Raw genomic sequence first — 16,141 nt, forward strand, 5'->3', positions numbered from 1 at the left:
GCCCATCCGTTCGAGCAGGCCTAGACGCTGCCGGTCAGGCTCGCCGACAGCAGCAAAAGTCCGAACAGGAAGACGAAGGCGGCGCCGCCGATCTCGACGATCGAATGGATGCGGTTGCCCATGCGGCCGTCGCCGGCGAAATATACCGCCCAGTTCTTGGCGGTCACCGCCAGCGTCGCCAGTGCCGAGACGGTGATGGCGGTGCCGATCGACATTGCCAGCACCGACAGCAGGCCGCCGAGCCACAGCCCGTTGAGCAGGGCGAAGCTGAGCACGATCAACGCACCGGAGCAGGGGCGGATGCCGACCGCCGCCACCGCCGACCACGCCGTGCGCCAATCGAAGCGGTCGCCAGAGAGCAGCGCCGGATCGGGTGCGTGCGAGTGGCCGCAGGTTTCGCAGACCTCACCCGCAGCGTGATCGTGATGGGCATGCGCGCCATGGTCATGATGGTGGTCATGCGCGCTGTGGTCGTGATCATCGTGCGAATGGTCATGCTCATGGCCGTGATCGTCATGCACATGGACCGCGTGCGAATGGGCATGCGCTGAATGGCTGTGCGCGGCATGCGAATGGCCTGCGTGAGAGTGACCCGCATGAGAATGGCCACCATGAGAATGCCCGGCATGAGCCGCCGACAGGCTGTAGGCGGGACCTTTGCCAAACAGGCGCAGGATAGAAGGGCCGAGCTTGCGCCACAGCAGCCAGGCGCCGAACAGGGTGACCAGCGCAAAGCTCATGACCTCCATGAACCAGGCCGCGTCCGTCATCGAGATGGTGGTGCCGCGCAGGACGAAATAGGCGACCAGCATGACCACGATCGCCGTCAGGCCCTGGAGCAGGGCCGAGACGAAGGACAGCAGGATGCCGCGCCGCAGCGCCACTTCATTGGCCACCATGTATGACGAGATGACGGCCTTGCCGTGGCCAGGGCCGGCGGCATGGAAGATGCCATAGGCGAAGGACAGGCCGATAAGGATCCAGATCTTGCTGTTGTCCTGGCGCATCGCCTTCATGGCTGTCGCCAGCGCGCGATAGAATTCCTGCTGGCGCAGATTGATCCACATCAGGATGTGGGCGAACGGACCGGTACTCGGTGCCATGCCGTCATTGACGCCGATGCCGAGCGAGGACTGGGCATGCGCAGCGTTGGCGAAATGCACCGCCGCAAAGGTGAGGGCCAATAGGCCGAGTGCCAAACGCAGGGACGGTTTCGTCACCGGCTTCATCCTTCTGGCTGACAGGTCAGTTCGAGCTTGGTGGCAAAGATCTTGCTCATGTCGGTGCCCGTCGGGTCGTTGAAGAAGGCATCCGTCAGGGTCTTCTGGTTTTCCTTGATCGCCTCATCCGGGTCCGGACGGATCACCTTGCTGGTGCAATTGGACGGCAGGCCCTCGACCGTGATGTTGGAATCCTCGGTGAAGTCGATCGCCGTGTAGAAGGTCGGGTCGTAGACGCCGATGTCGATCGTGCCGGTCAACTTGATCGGGACCTTGGGTTCGGACTCGAACAGGATGATCAACTGGTCGTTGTCGAAATTGGCCATCAGATGCGGCGGCGGCACCATCGTTACGTCCTTGCCGTTCTGGGTGACGAGCTGGAAATAGTTGAACTCGGCCAGCGAGGCGTGAACCGTGTCGGCGACCTCCTTCAGCTCCTTGTCGTCAAGCTTCAGATCGGAGTTCTTGTCGAACTCCATCATCACCGTACTCGAAAACAGGTCGTCGAAACGCCAGAGATGGCGCAGCGCCTTCACGGTTTGGTGATCCGGGCCGAGGATCACGTCGAGGCGCGCCTCGGCGAAGACGTGCGGGTGCACGTAAGCTGGACCAGTCGCGGCAAAGGTCGCCGCCAAGGCCGAAGCCAGCATGATTGCGTGCCGTTTCAGGTGCATCACCGGTCGCGATTCCATTGGCCTCGGAGAGATGTCGAGAGTGACCAGAAAGGGGGCGAAATTGGGACCGTGAGACGGTTAAACCGGCTAGGCGATCTCGCGCGTCCTGAACCACTGCACCAGGAAGTCGACGAAGACGCGGACCTTGGCCGGCAGATAGCGGCGGTGCGGGTAGACGGCGAAGATTCCGCCACCGGACAGGATGCGGTCATCGAGCGCCGTCACCAGCAGGCCGCTCTTCAAATCGGGCGCGGCGATGAAATCCGGCAAGATGCAGAAGCCGAGCCCCGATATGGCGGCTGCGCGCGCCGCCATCGGGCTGTTGACCTCGATCGGGCCCGACACCGCGACGCTCAGTTGGTCGTTGTTGTCGCCCTTGAACGGCCAGTTGTTCAACCCGCGGCCATTGGTGTCGACGATGCAAGGCATGTGGCCGAGATCCTGCGGCCGCGTCGGCATGCCATGCTTGGCGATCAACTCCGGCGAGGCGCAGAGTTTTACCGAAAACGGCGCCAGCCGCCTGGCGATCAGTGACGAATTCTCCAGGCGCGAGATGCGCACCGCGAGGTCGAAGCCTTCCTCGACCAGGTCAACGAAGCGGTCGTCGAGCTGGATGTCGAGCACGATGTCGGGGTGCTGCTTGGCGAAGTCGATCAGCGACTGGCCGATCGGCGCGTCGGCGAAGGTGCGCGGCGCCGACACCTTGATGCGGCCACGCACGTCGCCGGATGATTCGCGCACGGCGTCGGCGAGGCTGTCGACCTCGCGCACGATCTCGGAGGCGCGCCGGTAATAGGTGTGGCCGGCCTCGGTCATCGAGAACTGGCGCGTGGTGCGGTTGAGGAGCAACGCGCCGAGCTCGTCCTCCAACTCGCGCACATATTTCGACAGCAGCGCCTTGGAGCGGCCGATCTTGCGCGCCGCCGCCGAAAAGCCTTCGGCCTCGACGACGTCGATGAAGGCGCGCATGCGGGTCAGTGTGTCCATTGTCAGGCCTTTGCTGCGTCGAGAAGTTTTCGGCCGAGCCGTATCAGGGCAATGTCGCTGCCGGAAGGGCCAAGCAGCGACAGGCCGAACGGAGCGCCGGCGACCGAGCCGATCGGCAAGGTGATCTGTGGAAAGCCGGAGAGCCCGGCAAGACACAGAAGATGCAGCGCCCGTTCGCGATAGGCCTGGAATTGCTCCGGCGTCGAGTCGACATAGGGCGCCGGGCCCGGCACCGTCGGCAGGACAAGGAAGCCGTCCTTGCCGAGCAGGGCACCGAGTTCGCCGCGAAAGGTCAGCCTTCGCACCTCCTCAGCCTGCGCCGTCCGCTCGTCGACGGCGCGGCCGAAGCCGAATCGCTCCTCGACGCCGGGGCCTAGGTCGCGCTCGCCGCTGGTGATCCATTCGCCATGAACGCCCCAGGCTTCCTTGGCCTGGAGGCGGCGAAAGCACCAGTAAAGTTCATCCGGCGACGAACTGAAGGGCATCGTCGGCGTCGCCGGCGCGCCGAGAACCGCGCTCGCCAACCTCTTCATTTCGGCATATTCGGCAAGTGCCGGGCGGGCGACCATCTCGTCCAGCCAGCCGAGCGCCAGCGGGCGGTCCAGATGGTGATGGTGCGGGTCGCGGCCGAGCAGCAGCTTGCCGACGGTCTCGTAGGTCTCGATGTCGTCGGCGAACCAGCCGAAAGTGTCGAAGCTCGGCGCCAGCTTCATGGTGCCGTCGAGCGAAATGCGGCCATGCGTGGTGCGCAGCCCGATCAGCCCGCAAAAGCTCGCCGGCGCGCGGATCGAGCCGCCAGTGTCGGATCCCGTGGCGATGTCGGCGAGCTTGCCCGCCACAGCCGCAGCCGATCCCGACGACGAGCCGCCGGTGACGCGGTCGGGCGCGGCCGGGTTCACCGGAAACGAAAAATGCGCGTTCTGGCCGAACAGCGCGAAGGCAAGCTCGTCGGTCTGCGTCTTGCCGACGAAGCGCGCGCCGGCATCGAGAATCATCTGTACGGCTGGCGCCGTGCGCGAGGCGGCAGGGCTATCGGCGAATTTCCTGGGATTGCCACAACCGCTGCGATAGCCGGCAACGTCGTAGATGTCCTTTACGGCCAGCCGCAGGCCGGCCAGCGGGCCAAGCTCGGCATGCGCCACCGGCATCTGGCGAAGATCGAGAAAGGCATTGAGAGGGCCATGCGTGCCTGTCATCGTTCGATATCCGGATACGGTTGAACCAACATTGTTCGATGCCAGAAATTTTACAACCTTGGATACGATTTTTATTGATTGTGAAACTCTTCGCTCTTATATCGCGCTTGCCCAAAGTCGCACGTGCCTGTGGGTGTCCGCCGATCCTCGAATGGTGAGGGAAATCGGTAAGGTAACTGGAGCTAACCCCTCCAGTCGGTTTAGCGGCCAACCGCCAGACCGAGGACACCTTGAAGCAACGACGGTGCGGGCCTTTCTGGTTCTCTGCCGGTTGTCCAAAGACCGGGGTTACTGAAGAGGCACACCATCATTGCCGGCAGTGCGGAACGGGGTTCTCCCAATCCAAGCCAAGGCAGACAAAGCGAACCGAAGCCGGGCAAGGCTAAGGTTCATCCCCGCGAGACGGCGTTTCATGGTTCCGGGGTCTCCACCGGCTGGTTCCATGATTTTCCGTCCCGCCTTTGTCCACCGCGTGTTCGCGAGGCCGAAAGCCCGCGTCCGCACCCTTGTGCGCGCCGAAAGGCGTGATGGAGATACCGATGGCCACCCAGCGCATCCTCGACTTCCTCGCCACCCGACGTCCGACCGGCCCTTGCCTCGTCGTCGACCTCGATGTCGTTCGCGACAATTTCCGCGCCTTCGAGAAGGCGCTGCCCGATTCCAGAATCTACTATGCGGTGAAAGCAAACCCGGCGCCGGAAATCCTGCGTCTCCTTGCTGCGATGGGCTCGTCCTTCGACACCGCTTCCGTTGCCGAAGTCGAGATGGCGATGGACGCCGGTGCGCCGGCGGACCGCATCTCCTTCGGCAACACCATCAAGAAGGAGCGTGACATTGCACGCGCCTACCAGCTCGGCATCCGGCTGTTCGCGGTCGATTGCGTCGAGGAGGTCGAGAAGGTCGCCCGTGTCGCTCCAGGCTCGCGCGTGTTCTGCCGCGTGCTGACCGACGGCGAGGGCGCCGAATGGCCGCTGTCGCGCAAGTTCGGCTGCGTGCCGGCGATGGCCGTCGACGTGCTGCGCCATGCCAAGGGCCTCGGCCTCGACGCCTATGGCGTCTCGTTCCATGTCGGCTCGCAGCAGACCGACCTGACCGCCTGGGACCGTGCGTTGCGCGACGCCAAGACGGTTTTCGCGACGCTCGCCGAGGAAGGCATCGTCTTGAAGATGGTCAACATGGGCGGCGGCTTCCCGACGCGCTACCTGCGCGACGTGCCTGCGGCCCAGGCCTATGGCCAGGCGATCTTCTCGGCGCTGCGCAAGCATTTCGGCAACGCGATCCCGGAGACCATCATCGAGCCGGGCCGCGGCATGGTGGGCAACGCCGGCGTCATCAAGTCGGAAGTCGTGCTGATCTCGAAGAAGGCCGATAACGACAATGTGCGCTGGGTGTTCCTCGACATCGGCAAGTTCGGCGGCCTGGCCGAAACGATGGACGAGGCGATCCGCTACCCGATCGTCACCCGTCATGACGGCACAGAGACCGCGCCTTGCGTGCTCGCCGGCCCGACCTGCGATTCGGCCGACGTGATGTACGAGAAGACACCCTATCCGCTGCCCTTGTCGCTGACCATCGGCGACGAGGTGCTGATCGAAGGCACCGGCGCCTACACGACGACCTACTCGGCGGTCGCGTTCAACGGCTTCGAGCCTCTCCGATCCTACGTGATCTGACGGCGCTTCCTCGGCGCATTTTCGGACGGCGAACCGGACACGATTTCGCCTGAAAATGCGCTGAGAGAGCCGATCGGATCATCCCAGGTGGGCGCCTGTCGCCCACCCGGGCTCGCCTGTGGAACAGATCTCCGCTCGCCAGGGATTGCGGAAATGGAAATGTCAGTTGAACTCGTAGCTCATGCGCCGGCCTTCATGATGGTCGCGGAAACCGTTGCCGACGTCGCGGCGCGCGAAGCCTTGCTCGATCGTGCCATGGGGCCGAAGCGCAAGACCAAATCATCGGAGAAGCTGCGGCGCGGCCGCCGGCCTTCGGAAGGCCTGGCTTTCGTCGCGCGCGATGCCTCGGGCGGCGTTGCCGGCACGGTGCGGCTGTGGGATGTCAGGCTGGGCGAGGGCGGTGCTGCCGCACTGCTGCTTGGCCCGCTTGCGGTCGACCCGTCGCTCAAGAATGCCGGCATCGGTTCGGCGCTGATGCGCCACGCCATCGCCGAGGCGGCGCGCCTCGGCCACGCGGCGATCCTTCTGGTCGGCGATGCGCCCTACTACGGACGCTTCGGGTTCTCGGCCGCCAGGACCGGTTCGCTCGCCATGCCCGGACCTTATGAGCGGCATCGCCTGCTGGCGCTGGAACTGGTGGACGGGGCGCTGGATGGTGCCGTGGGCACGCTGAAGGCTGCCGGCCGCAAGCTGAAGGCGCAGGCGCCGACGCTGGCGGCCTGAGGCTCCAACCCCTCAAACGAACGCCGCCGAAAGGCGGCGTTTGTCTGACCTCAAAGAGCCGCGTTCAAGCGGCCGCGCACTCAGCCGATCAACTGGCTCAGCGCCATGGCGACCGTCATGTCGCCTTCGACTTTGATCTTGCCGGTCATGAACGCCATGGTCGGGTTCAGATCGCCCGCGATCAGCGAGTCCAGGTCGTCGAGCGAGAGCTTGATGGTGCAGTCGGTCGGGGCATCGGTGTTCGAGACGGTGGCACCGTCGATGACGATGACGCCGTCGCTGCCGGTGTCGAACTTCACGGAACGATCGAACCCGCTGCTGGCCACGCGTGACTTGATCTTCTCGGCAATCTCCTGAACGCTCACGCTGTTCTCCTGTCTGGTTGCATCTGCTTGTCCGGTTGTATCTGTAGCGCAGGGCATTTCGGTCCGGCGGAAGCCCGTGCCGCATCTTTGGCGATCATGATCGCTGCCGCATATAGCTTTGGATTGACGTTTACGTCAACGCGGTTTGCAGGGGCTGGTTCCTATCGCCGCACATGCCGGCGTCGGCACGAGCAGCACCTTGCGGGGCTCAATGGTCCTTGAACGCCTTGGTCATCTCGCTTGCGGTCTCGCTTTTCTTGCGGCGCAGCCAGTTGTCGCGGATCTCGTCCTTCGACAGGAAGTTGACCTGATCGATCAGGACCTCATGCACCAGGTTCGCACCGACACGGGTGTTGATGGTGTCGCGGATCGCGGCGCGAAAGGCATCGAGGTCGATCGTTTGCTTGTTGGTGAAGTCGATCTGGGGGTTGGAATAGAGATAGGTGTAGACCTGATCGGTGATCAGCGCGTCGGCCGGGATCGACAGCTTCTTTATCTGCTCCGGCTCGACAGTGTAGACGAGCTTGGTCAGGAAGTAGCCGTCGATCGAGGCGTTGTGGATCAGCGGCACCGAAATGATGTCGGTCTTGACGTAGTCCAACCCGCCCAGCATCGGCTTCGGGGTTTCGCCGACACCTTTTTCACCCGCTGCCTGGAACGAATAGAACACCGCGCCGAGCGTGGCGGCGCAGATCCAGACCGCGATGGCAATGACCTTCATCATCGAGAGCCCGAGCCCGAAATCATCGCGCCCTAACCTTTCCTGCCGAATTCAACGGCGGAGTAGGTGCCGTCGGTCTCGGCACGCTGAATGGCGGTCCGCAACAGGCCGGCAACCTCGTTGACGGCGGAGAGATGCGCCAGGATCGCCGCCTCGTTCCTCGCCAGCTTCTGGCGCAGCCGGGTCAGGCCCTCGCGGTGCTGCTCGAGGAATTCGACCTCGCTGCCGCCCTTCATGGCGCGGGTCAGTTCATAGAGATAGCGGCTCTTGCGGGCGTTCGACGCCTTGAGGTCGTAGCTGGTGTCGCTACGGATGCCGGCGGTCTCTTCCTCGACCACTTCCTCGATGCGGCCGATGATGGCGGCCAGGTTTCCAGGCCGTGCGAACTGGATCGGTGTTTCCGATTCTGTCGTGCGCGCCGGCAGGTTTGGGGTGAATTCCGTAATGTCGGCCATGGCGTTTCCCAGTTTAGATCTTGATGTCTGTTTTTGTGGTTATCTCGTCGCCGGTCATCGACCTTGCGGCCTTGCGCTGCAATTCCTGGACGAGCGAAGTGGACAGACGGGTTTGCTGGTCGATCTCGGTCTTCTCCGGTCCATTTGAAACCGGGCCGATCGGCACCTTGCGCTTGCCGTCCATGTAGTGGTCGGCGAGCAGCGACTTGGCGATGCCGATGCCGCCGCGATCGGCCATGACGTCGGCGACACGCTCGGCAAGCTGTGATTTCCACATGTCGCCGGCGAGACCCGTGCCGTAGACGCCTTCGGTGTCCTTGGGCAGCATGTTCTGGATGAAGGTCTGCAAGACCATCGCTTCGAACTTCCTGAATTTCTTGGCCGGGTCGGCTGTCGCGGCCGCCTTGTCGGCCGTGGCGCGCGACAGGATCGAGCCGGCATCGACCGACGCGGCGGTATCGACCGAGAACGTGCCCGCAGCACCGCCGGCGCGCTTCGTCAGCGCGGCGCGGGCAGCCTCGATGTCCGCCGGCTCCGCGGCTCGGGCGACATCCATAACGATGTCGCTGGGTGGAGAAATTGCCAAGAAAGTCCGCCTTTTGCCGGGTTTCCTTGGCCAGACCATGCCTCAACAAGCTTGTGGCAGGCTTGCGAGGGAGAGGGGAGGCGGAATGCAGGCGCGCGTCGATACGTCAAGCTTGCGATTTTCCCTAGGTATTGACGGCCCACGGGGCTAGCATAGAGCTCACTGGGGGGTGTGCGATGACAGACGTCTCGATACGCCGCGCGGACTTCATGATGGTCCTGGCTTATGCTTCCGATCTCGCCACTGGCCATTCTCGCGACTTCGCGCTGAAATCTTGCGTGCTTGCAATGCGGATTGCCGCGCTTGGGGGTGTTTCCGATGAGGTTCGGCGCAATGCCTACCACCAGTCGATGCTGCGCTATGTCGGCTGCAATGCCGACACGGACCTTCTGTCGGCCACCTTCGGCGACGAAATCGCGCTCCGTCAGGATCTTGTCGGTCTTGACATGGGCAATCGGGCGGAACTGGGCAGGGTCTTCGTGCAGGCTTTCAAGCGGTTCTACTACGATCTCGAGCCTGACGCGCAGGCCAGGGCGATCGAGGCCGCGATGTCGCAGGCGCTCGCGGTCGCGCGCCCGGTGCTTACCGCGCATTGCGAGGTCGCGCAGCGGATCGGCCAACGGCTCGGCCTTTCCGAGGAGATTCGGCACAATCTCGGGCAGATCTACGAACGCTGGGACGGCAAGGGCCTGCCGCGTGGATTGAGCGGCGAGGATGTCCTGCCAGCCGTGCGCCTGATTACGCTGGCGCAGGATGCCATCGCGCTCAGCGAAGCCGTCGGCATCGAGGAAATGGCCGAGACCATCGCCAGTCGCGCGGATGGCCCATACGAAGCGGATCTGGCCCGGCTCGTCTCAGCCAACGCGCCGGCGCTGATGGAGGGGATCGGCGCGACGGTCGACCGTGAGACGATACTGGCGCTCGAGCCCGATCCGCCGGTGACGCTGGACGAGGCAGGCTGCGACGAGGCGTTCCTTGCCATCGCCGACATGATCGACATGCGCATGCCGCTTACCTACGGCCATTCACGGATGGTGGCGCAACTGGCCGAGGGAGCCGGGGGACAAATGAAGCTTCCCGCCACCGACCTGCGTGCGCTGCGCTGGTCGGGTTGTATCCACGACATTGGCGAACTCGTGGTGCCGGTGGCGACTTGGATGCGTAACGGCCCGCTGTCTGTCCGTGAGCGCGACGCGGCGCAGCTGCATGCCTATTACGGCGAGCGGGCGCTGGCCTCGTTCGGTCGCGAGGGCGAAGCGATGGCCGCTCTCGTGCTTCGCCATCACGAACGCCTGGACGGCTCGGGCTATCACCGCAAGGTCCACGCCTCCGACCTGTCCCCGGCGGCGAGGATCCTGGCCGCTGCCGAAGCATTCCAGACGTCGCGAGAGGAACGCCCTCACCGCCGGGCACTGTCCAGTGATGCGGCGGCAAGCCAGTTACGCGCCGCCGTTCGCGAGGGCTGCATCTGCCCTGACGCTGCCGAGGCCGTGCTGTCCTTCGCCGGGCAGCCGTCGCGCCGGACGCCGCCCCGGCCGCTGGCTGGAATGACGCCGCGCGAAATCGAGGTGCTGCGCCTGATTGCCGCCGGCCTTACGGCGAAGGAAGCGGCGCGCAAGCTGGATATCTCGCCCAAGACCGCCGACCACCATATCCAGAGCGTCTATGCCAAGATCGGCGTGACCACCCGCGCGGCAGCAGCGCTCTACGCGGTCGAGCATGGCCTTGTCCGGCCAGGCGAGACGCAGACATAGGGAATCCACCCCATGTGCGCCCGCTCCGGGGCGCTCATCGTGATCCTGTCGACGGACCAATGGTGGCCGCGACCGACAGGAGGAAATCCAATGCTTCTCGCAACGACCAAAGTGGCTGATATCGACCACTTCATCCGTATCTTTTCGACCAAGGGCGCCGACAAGCGCCGGCTGCACGGCTCGAATGGTGCGACCGTCTTCCGCGACCCAAGCGAGCCAGACCGCGTCTGGGCGATCTTCGACTGGGACGCCGAGGGCTGGAAGAATTTCGTGTCGGATCCGGAGGTGCCCGCGATCCTGCAGGAAGCCGGCCATGTCGGCAAGCCGCAGGCAGCACTCCTGCTCGGCCACTACGAGGCCTGAGGTCCCTCGCTGAGCGCCGCCTGCCCCCCGGCGGCGGCGCGCCCGACGAACCCCCAGATTTGGAGAGATCAAATGAATCCGAAACCCATCAAGATCGGACTTATCGCCGAACTCACCGGCCCGTTGTCTTTCATGGGCATCGCCAATGCGAACCTCACCACCATGCTCGTCGACGATATCAACGCCAGGGGCGGCTTGCTCGGCCGGCCACTGGAGCTTGTCATCGAGGATGGCGAAACCATCGACGGCGCCGCCAAGGCAAGGACCGCGAAACTGATCGACGTCGACAAGGTCGACCTGGTCGTCGGCGGCATCTACAGCTCAACCCGGCAGGTCATCAAGAGCGAGGCGGTTACGCGGGGCAGGACGCTCTACATCTATACCGAGCAATATGAGGGACAGGAAAACCATCCCCTGATCTTCTGCACGGGACCCGTCCCCGCGCAGCAGGTTGAGCCATTGATACCGTGGCTCATGAACAGCACCGGCGCGAAGCGGTTTTATTTGCCGTCGGCCGATTACATATGGCCCCATCTGCTGAACAAGGCGGCGAGCCGGGTGGTGCGCGCCAATGGCGGCGAGATCGTCGGCGAGGAGTATTTTCCGCTGGACACCGTCGATTTCAGGCGGACTGTGCATCAGATCATGGCGAGCGGCACCGACGTGATTTTCAATACCATTGTTCCGCCGGGCCTGACACCGTTCTTCGAAGAGCTGTACAAGGCCGGTTTCGGCAAACGCGGCGGCAAGATCGTCTGCACCTACTTCGACGAGAACTTCTTCAATCTCGTGCCGTCCGAACAGATCGAAGGCCTCTACAGCTGCCTCGACTACTATCAGGAGCTCGAGGATCCGTTTGGCCGAGCGCTCCTGCATCGCTACCAGGACCGATTCTCCGGCAGCGCCATGTTGACCGCAGGCAGCGGCTGCACTGGCCACTACCGGGCAATCAAGATGTGGGAAGCAGCAGTGAACGAAGCCGGCACGCTCGATCAGGGCGCGGTCATCCGGGCACTCGATCACGCCCGCATCAGCGAGGGCCCGGGTGGACCGGCCGAAATGGTCCCCGGCCAGCACCATGTTCGCATGAACATGTACATCGCGCAGGCGCAGGGCGGTCGCTTCCGGGTCGTCAAGAACCTGGGTCCGATCGATCCCAACGAACGTGTACTTGCCGATGAACTCCACCTCAGCAAAGCTGGCTGAGCCACGGCGTCGATCAGTGTTCCTGGAGGGTGGCGGACGGGTAGATGGTTGCCCTCGCCACCCAACGGCACAGAATTCCGCGGCTACTCCTGACTTCGCTTCTGCGCGATCAAATTCAGCCGTTCGCGGTCTGAGCGTTCGCGTTCGTCTCGGTTGCGCATGTCCTTGCAGGCGCGCTCGACCATTTTGTGCGCGCGTTTGCCATGGCAATCAGGCCGGCCTGTTGCCTGGAGCCAAAAGGTCTCAAATCCAGATGCTACAACGGAACATCGCGTGCCCATCGGCGTTCGCCCCATAGTATTGTCGATGGCGAACCCGGAGGCGAGGAATGTTCAGCCTGCTGCAAGTCGTGGCTGTCGTGATCGCCGCGCTGCCCATGGCGCTATCGGTCGCACACGCCCTGGAGCTTCCAGGCAAGATGCGCCTAGACGAGCGCACATATCGCGCCGTGCAGCACATCTATTATCCCAGCTTTACGATCGGCGGCGCGGCCGAACCGCTGAGTGTCGTCGTGACCGGTCTCCTGCTATTTCTAGTCCCGGCTGGAACCACTGCCTTCTGGGCTGTCCTGCTCGCTTTTTTTGCCCTGCTGGCAACCGTCGCGATCTATTGGCTCGCGATCCACCCGGTAAACAAATACTGGATGGAAGGCGCGCCGGTGGGCGTGCCTGGCGCAGCCTTCTTCGGGGCTGGCGGGAAGCGCGACGGTCCGCAGCCGGATTGGACCGAACTTCGTGATCGTTGGGAATATGCCCATGTAACGCGGGCCGTTCTCACCAGCATCGGCTTGCTGGCTTTGGTGATCTCACTTGTCGTTTAGTCGCAGCCTATTCAACCGTGTGCTCAATTGTGATTCGCGATACGTCATGCCCGTTGCGAACATAGATTCTCAGATTGTGGGCATAGAGTTTTGGCCAAATGCCAAACAAAAAAGCTACCCGCTCGTTCCACAAAGGATGTCTGTTCTTGCCTTTGATCACGAACGATGCGATCACCACCGCTTCAGGTGAGGGTTGTGAAAGCCAGATTTTTCAACCTTACTTCAAAACCTTGGCATTTAAGCCAAACGGAAAAGTCATTTAAGTTCCCAATGTCTGCTAACTGTTTTCTCAGGAACAGCTTTGCTTGCGCCGGATCGGCAATACCTTTCCAAACTAGATACGGATCCTGGTTGCGACCAGGGGGGCAGCGCACGTCCTGCTCTTCTGAGGAGTGAGCCACCGCCAGGCAAAACTGCATGCTGACGCTTACGGCTACAACTGCGGCTCGTTTCAATATGCAGAAGGACCGGAAGCTGTTTCGCAACGCTCCCTCGAAACTCAACAAAAGCTCACTTGGCGCGAACATTGGTCTCTACCGAGATGTTTAGGTCCCAGATATGCTGGTGCTAGGGGCGTAGAGGTGGGCCTCCTGGCCCATCGCGAACAGAGGCCAAGCGGAGAACTGACCCCACCCGCGTGAATTTCAGCAGACGCAAAGGCAACAATGCCAAGCGCAATGCCCGAAGCATTGACAACCTCGGCAGAAGGCAGCTTCGGCTGTCCCGACGTTTGATGGCAACGGATGACGCCAGGGGTGCACGCCACGGCGGCGAGCCCGACACCAGACCGCGGGCGATCGGCGCGACCAGCGCCAACGGCCGTACCTGAAGCTATGTTCCCTTCACGATTCTCGGTTTAGCCGGTCGACGGGATTGAGCCGCGCTCTCGAGGGCCAAAACCAACCGCTTCTCGTCTTCGATGGCGCGATCGACGGCCTCGATTTCCTCTTGGAGCGCCTTCAGTTCGGCTCCGTAGCTAGAGCCGTCGCTGTCTCCGATCTGAAAGCCGCTTGCCCGCATCGCGTCGCGAGTATGGTGCACGTTGCGGACTCCTTCGCGTCGAGTCGCGATCAGGATTTCCCTGAACTCTTCAAGACGTTCAACGTGATTGCGAGTCATTGCGTTCTCCTATTTCATCGTCATCGTCGCCGCCGGCGATTCAGAACGGCTAAAACTTTCGGCGCAGGAGGTTCAAGTGATTACAGGAGATACTCTCGACAAAGCGTGAGTACGGAAGCTCAAATTTGAACGTCTTGGAAGAAACTGGAGAGCGGCAGGAGGAAATTGGCTTGAGACCAACCGATCACAGACCGGCCGCGATTTCTCACCTTGCTCTAGGAACTGGGAAGGCCGGCTCTCGACAACATTTCAAGGAATCTCGAGTGCTGATGATCCTTCACATAACGTGGCACAAAACCAGGGCAGACATTGCCCAGGTTGAGATGTGGAAGTTGTGAGAGGCAATGGTGGATGGCCCGGGACGCCTCTTCGTTGTTTCCGGTTGCCGACGCGGCCGCAGCCCAATATAGGGCGCCTCGAACGAAGCCCGGCTTTGTCCTGACCACCCTGCGGGCGACTTCGAGCGCCCGCTGATCGTCTCCGCCGGCAAACAGCGCCACAACCAAGCCGTGGTGACGCCAGAAGTCGATGACGTCATGCGCCCCGAGCCGAATTGCCTCGTTGGCCTCGCGGACTGCTTCGCTGATCTGTCCGCGGAGGGCAAACAGCATCGCAATATCGCCGTGACCGCTTGGATAGTTCGGGTTGAGGCTGATTGCATGGCGGGACTCGACGACCGCCTCGTCGATACGGCCAGAACTTTCGAGTGCGAATGACAGGATACACCGGGCAATTTCATCGTCCGGCACGGCCCTCACCGCGGCTTCCGCAAGCTGAAGCGCACGCTCGATCAGCCCTTCCTCCCGAGGCAGTGCGCCAAACGCCACGCCCATGGAGGTCACGATCGAGAGCGTCCGCTTTGCACGGGCGTTGTCGGGACCTATCAAGAGGGCCTTCTCGGCAAGCTCAATCCCGACCAACAGCGAATCCTGGGTCATCTCAAAATACTTCATGAGAGCCTCGTTCACCAACCTGCGCACTTCAGGGGGGCCAGGCGGGCTTTTGTCACGGACTTTCCAGTTGGTCAGTTGAAGTTCGAGGATCACGGCCAGAACAACGGACTGCGCGATCCTGTCCTGGAATTCGAGCGCGTTCTCTGAGTTGCCGTCGAATTTCTGGGCCCAGACATGCTGGCCGCCCGCGGTATCGACAAGCTGGATGTTCACCCTCAGCCCATTGCCGGATCTCTGGACACTGCCGCTGAGCAAATATTGCGCCCGGAGCATTCCCGGCGTTTTGTCTTCTTCGCCGGGGCCTTTCTTCTCCATGGACGGAGGCGCGGACAGCACGACGTAGTCGGCTACCTCGGAGAGGGCCGTGGTGATGTCCTGGACGAGCCCCCTGGCGAAAAAATCATCGCCTTGTTTTCCGGTCAGATTGGTGAAATCGGCAACGCTGATAGACGGGCGCCCGAGGCGCTGGCCGGTCGGAATACCATTTGCCGACGGAACATTTGACGCCGTCTCGGCAGCAAGGAGCAGGGATTGCCAAAGCGCCCGCGTCTCTGGGCCAGGTTCGACACCGAACTCCTTCTTCAGCATGCTTCTGCAGGTCTCGTATGTCTTGATCGCCCTGTCGCGTTGGCCACGTGCGAGGAATAATTCCATCTTGAGCCGGTAAGATTCTTCCCGCGTCGGTTCCATGGCCAGAAGGCGATCGGCAAGGACCAGCCCGGTTTCAGAGTCGACAAGGCGAGCCAGTTTTTCGAAAGACACAAGAGCGCGGCCGAGCAGCCTGTCGCGTTCCGATGCGACCCAGTCATCGAACCCACTGCTTCCCAAATAAAGTCCGTCGAGAAATGGGCCGGTGTAGCTCGCCAAAGCCGTATCGAGTTCGTGCGCGGACCGGGCCGCGAGACCCGCTTCGAACTCCTGCACGTCGACCCGAACCAGCTCAGGCCTGAGATTGATGGACTCCGCGCTCGAGTGGATAAGATCCACTCGAGCGCGCGATAGATCCCGGCGCAAGACGCTGAGGGTTTGCCGAAGACTATTGCGCGAATGTTCGCTATCGCTGTCGCCCCATAACAGGTCCGCCAGCCTCTCCCGTGTCGCCGCCATACCCGGACTCAGGGCCAGATAAGCAATGATTGCTGGCCCCCGTTTCCCGGTCAGCCGAAGCGGACCGGCCGTTTCATTATCAATCCGGAACCCGCCGAAGAGTGAGATTCTGTTTGCAGCGCCGCTGTCCTCATTTCGCATTCGCTATCCCAGCCTGACGAAATCCTAACTCGAAACTAACGTTTCGCCGCCGTTGGCCCCCGCGCTCAAATGCTGCCG

General features: G+C 62.5%; 17 protein-coding genes. 6 read left to right on the forward strand and 11 right to left on the reverse strand.

The annotated features are described in order from the left end of the window. Positions 1-20 precede the first annotated feature (20 nt). From LB568_RS16225 to LB568_RS16240, 4 genes are all read right to left on the reverse strand, one after another. Positions 21-1,229: a nickel/cobalt transporter gene (locus LB568_RS16225; protein WP_224730614.1), complete on the reverse strand. Its 1,209-nt coding sequence runs from the start codon at positions 1,227-1,229 to the stop codon at positions 21-23. Next, entirely contained in the window at positions 1,226-1,894 is a 669-nt protein-coding gene (locus LB568_RS16230; protein ID WP_224730694.1) for a DUF1007 family protein, read from the reverse strand. The genes LB568_RS16225 and LB568_RS16230 overlap by 4 nt, the downstream gene beginning before the upstream one ends. A gap of 87 nt (positions 1,895-1,981) precedes the next feature. Continuing rightward, complete coding sequence (locus tag LB568_RS16235; protein WP_013893168.1) at positions 1,982-2,881, reverse strand: LysR family transcriptional regulator; 900 nt, start codon at positions 2,879-2,881, stop codon at positions 1,982-1,984. Between the two features lie 2 nt (positions 2,882-2,883). Then, complete coding sequence (locus LB568_RS16240) at positions 2,884-4,077, reverse strand: amidase (RefSeq protein WP_224730615.1); 1,194 nt, start codon at positions 4,075-4,077, stop codon at positions 2,884-2,886. 539 nt (positions 4,078-4,616) lie between these two features. On the opposite strand from LB568_RS16240, the gene odc2 reads away from it, so the two are divergent. Both odc2 and LB568_RS16250 read left to right on the forward strand, forming a co-directional pair. After that, positions 4,617-5,750, forward strand: a complete 1,134-nt coding sequence (odc2, locus tag LB568_RS16245) for an ornithine/lysine decarboxylase (protein WP_013893170.1) — start codon at positions 4,617-4,619, stop codon at positions 5,748-5,750. Between the two features lie 153 nt (positions 5,751-5,903). Continuing rightward, entirely contained in the window at positions 5,904-6,473 is a 570-nt protein-coding gene (locus LB568_RS16250) for a GNAT family N-acetyltransferase (RefSeq protein WP_224730616.1), read from the forward strand. 80 nt (positions 6,474-6,553) lie between these two features. Here the strand turns inward: LB568_RS16250 and LB568_RS16255 are convergent, their stop codons facing one another. The 4 genes from LB568_RS16255 to LB568_RS16270 all read right to left on the reverse strand — a co-directional run bounded on the left by LB568_RS16255 (position 6,554) and on the right by LB568_RS16270 (position 8,639). Next, positions 6,554-6,838: an SCP2 sterol-binding domain-containing protein gene (locus LB568_RS16255; protein ID WP_013529756.1), complete on the reverse strand. Its 285-nt coding sequence runs from the start codon at positions 6,836-6,838 to the stop codon at positions 6,554-6,556. 208 nt (positions 6,839-7,046) lie between these two features. After that, positions 7,047-7,562: a hypothetical protein gene (locus LB568_RS16260; protein WP_224730617.1), complete on the reverse strand. Its 516-nt coding sequence runs from the start codon at positions 7,560-7,562 to the stop codon at positions 7,047-7,049. A gap of 29 nt (positions 7,563-7,591) precedes the next feature. Next, positions 7,592-8,014 carry a hypothetical protein gene (locus LB568_RS16265; protein WP_013893173.1) on the reverse strand — a complete coding sequence of 141 codons (423 nt, stop codon included), beginning with the start codon at positions 8,012-8,014 and terminating at the stop codon, positions 7,592-7,594. Between the two features lie 13 nt (positions 8,015-8,027). Then, entirely contained in the window at positions 8,028-8,639 is a 612-nt protein-coding gene (locus LB568_RS16270) for a rod-binding protein (RefSeq protein WP_224730618.1), read from the reverse strand. Positions 8,640-8,776: 137 nt separating this feature from the next. Between LB568_RS16270 and LB568_RS16275 the strand changes: the two genes are divergently transcribed. From LB568_RS16275 to LB568_RS16290, 4 genes are all read left to right on the forward strand, one after another. Next, positions 8,777-10,354 (forward strand): HD domain-containing phosphohydrolase, encoded by a 1,578-nt coding sequence (locus LB568_RS16275; RefSeq protein ID WP_224730619.1) that lies wholly within the window; start codon positions 8,777-8,779, stop codon positions 10,352-10,354. Between the two features lie 90 nt (positions 10,355-10,444). Next, positions 10,445-10,717, forward strand: a complete 273-nt coding sequence (locus tag LB568_RS16280; RefSeq protein WP_010910579.1) for a hypothetical protein — start codon at positions 10,445-10,447, stop codon at positions 10,715-10,717. Positions 10,718-10,789: 72 nt separating this feature from the next. Then, complete coding sequence (locus tag LB568_RS16285; protein WP_224730620.1) at positions 10,790-11,923, forward strand: substrate-binding protein; 1,134 nt, start codon at positions 10,790-10,792, stop codon at positions 11,921-11,923. Between the two features lie 328 nt (positions 11,924-12,251). Then, a complete protein-coding gene (locus LB568_RS16290; RefSeq protein ID WP_224730621.1) occupies positions 12,252-12,743 on the forward strand; it encodes an anthrone oxygenase family protein in 492 nt (163 codons plus the stop codon). Between the two features lie 182 nt (positions 12,744-12,925). On the opposite strand, the gene LB568_RS16295 is transcribed toward LB568_RS16290, so the two are convergent. From LB568_RS16295 to LB568_RS16305, 3 genes are all read right to left on the reverse strand, one after another. After that, a complete protein-coding gene (locus LB568_RS16295) occupies positions 12,926-13,270 on the reverse strand; it encodes a hypothetical protein (protein ID WP_224730622.1) in 345 nt (114 codons plus the stop codon). Between the two features lie 304 nt (positions 13,271-13,574). Then, positions 13,575-13,862 carry a hypothetical protein gene (locus tag LB568_RS16300; protein WP_013893181.1) on the reverse strand — a complete coding sequence of 96 codons (288 nt, stop codon included), beginning with the start codon at positions 13,860-13,862 and terminating at the stop codon, positions 13,575-13,577. Between the two features lie 215 nt (positions 13,863-14,077). Beyond that, a complete protein-coding gene (locus LB568_RS16305; protein ID WP_224730623.1) occupies positions 14,078-16,063 on the reverse strand; it encodes a BTAD domain-containing putative transcriptional regulator in 1,986 nt (661 codons plus the stop codon). Positions 16,064-16,141: the final 78 nt, after the last annotated feature.

Origin of the sequence: Mesorhizobium sp. B263B2A (assembly GCF_020165775.1) — a bacterium.
GTDB lineage: Bacteria > Pseudomonadota > Alphaproteobacteria > Rhizobiales > Rhizobiaceae > Mesorhizobium > Mesorhizobium opportunistum.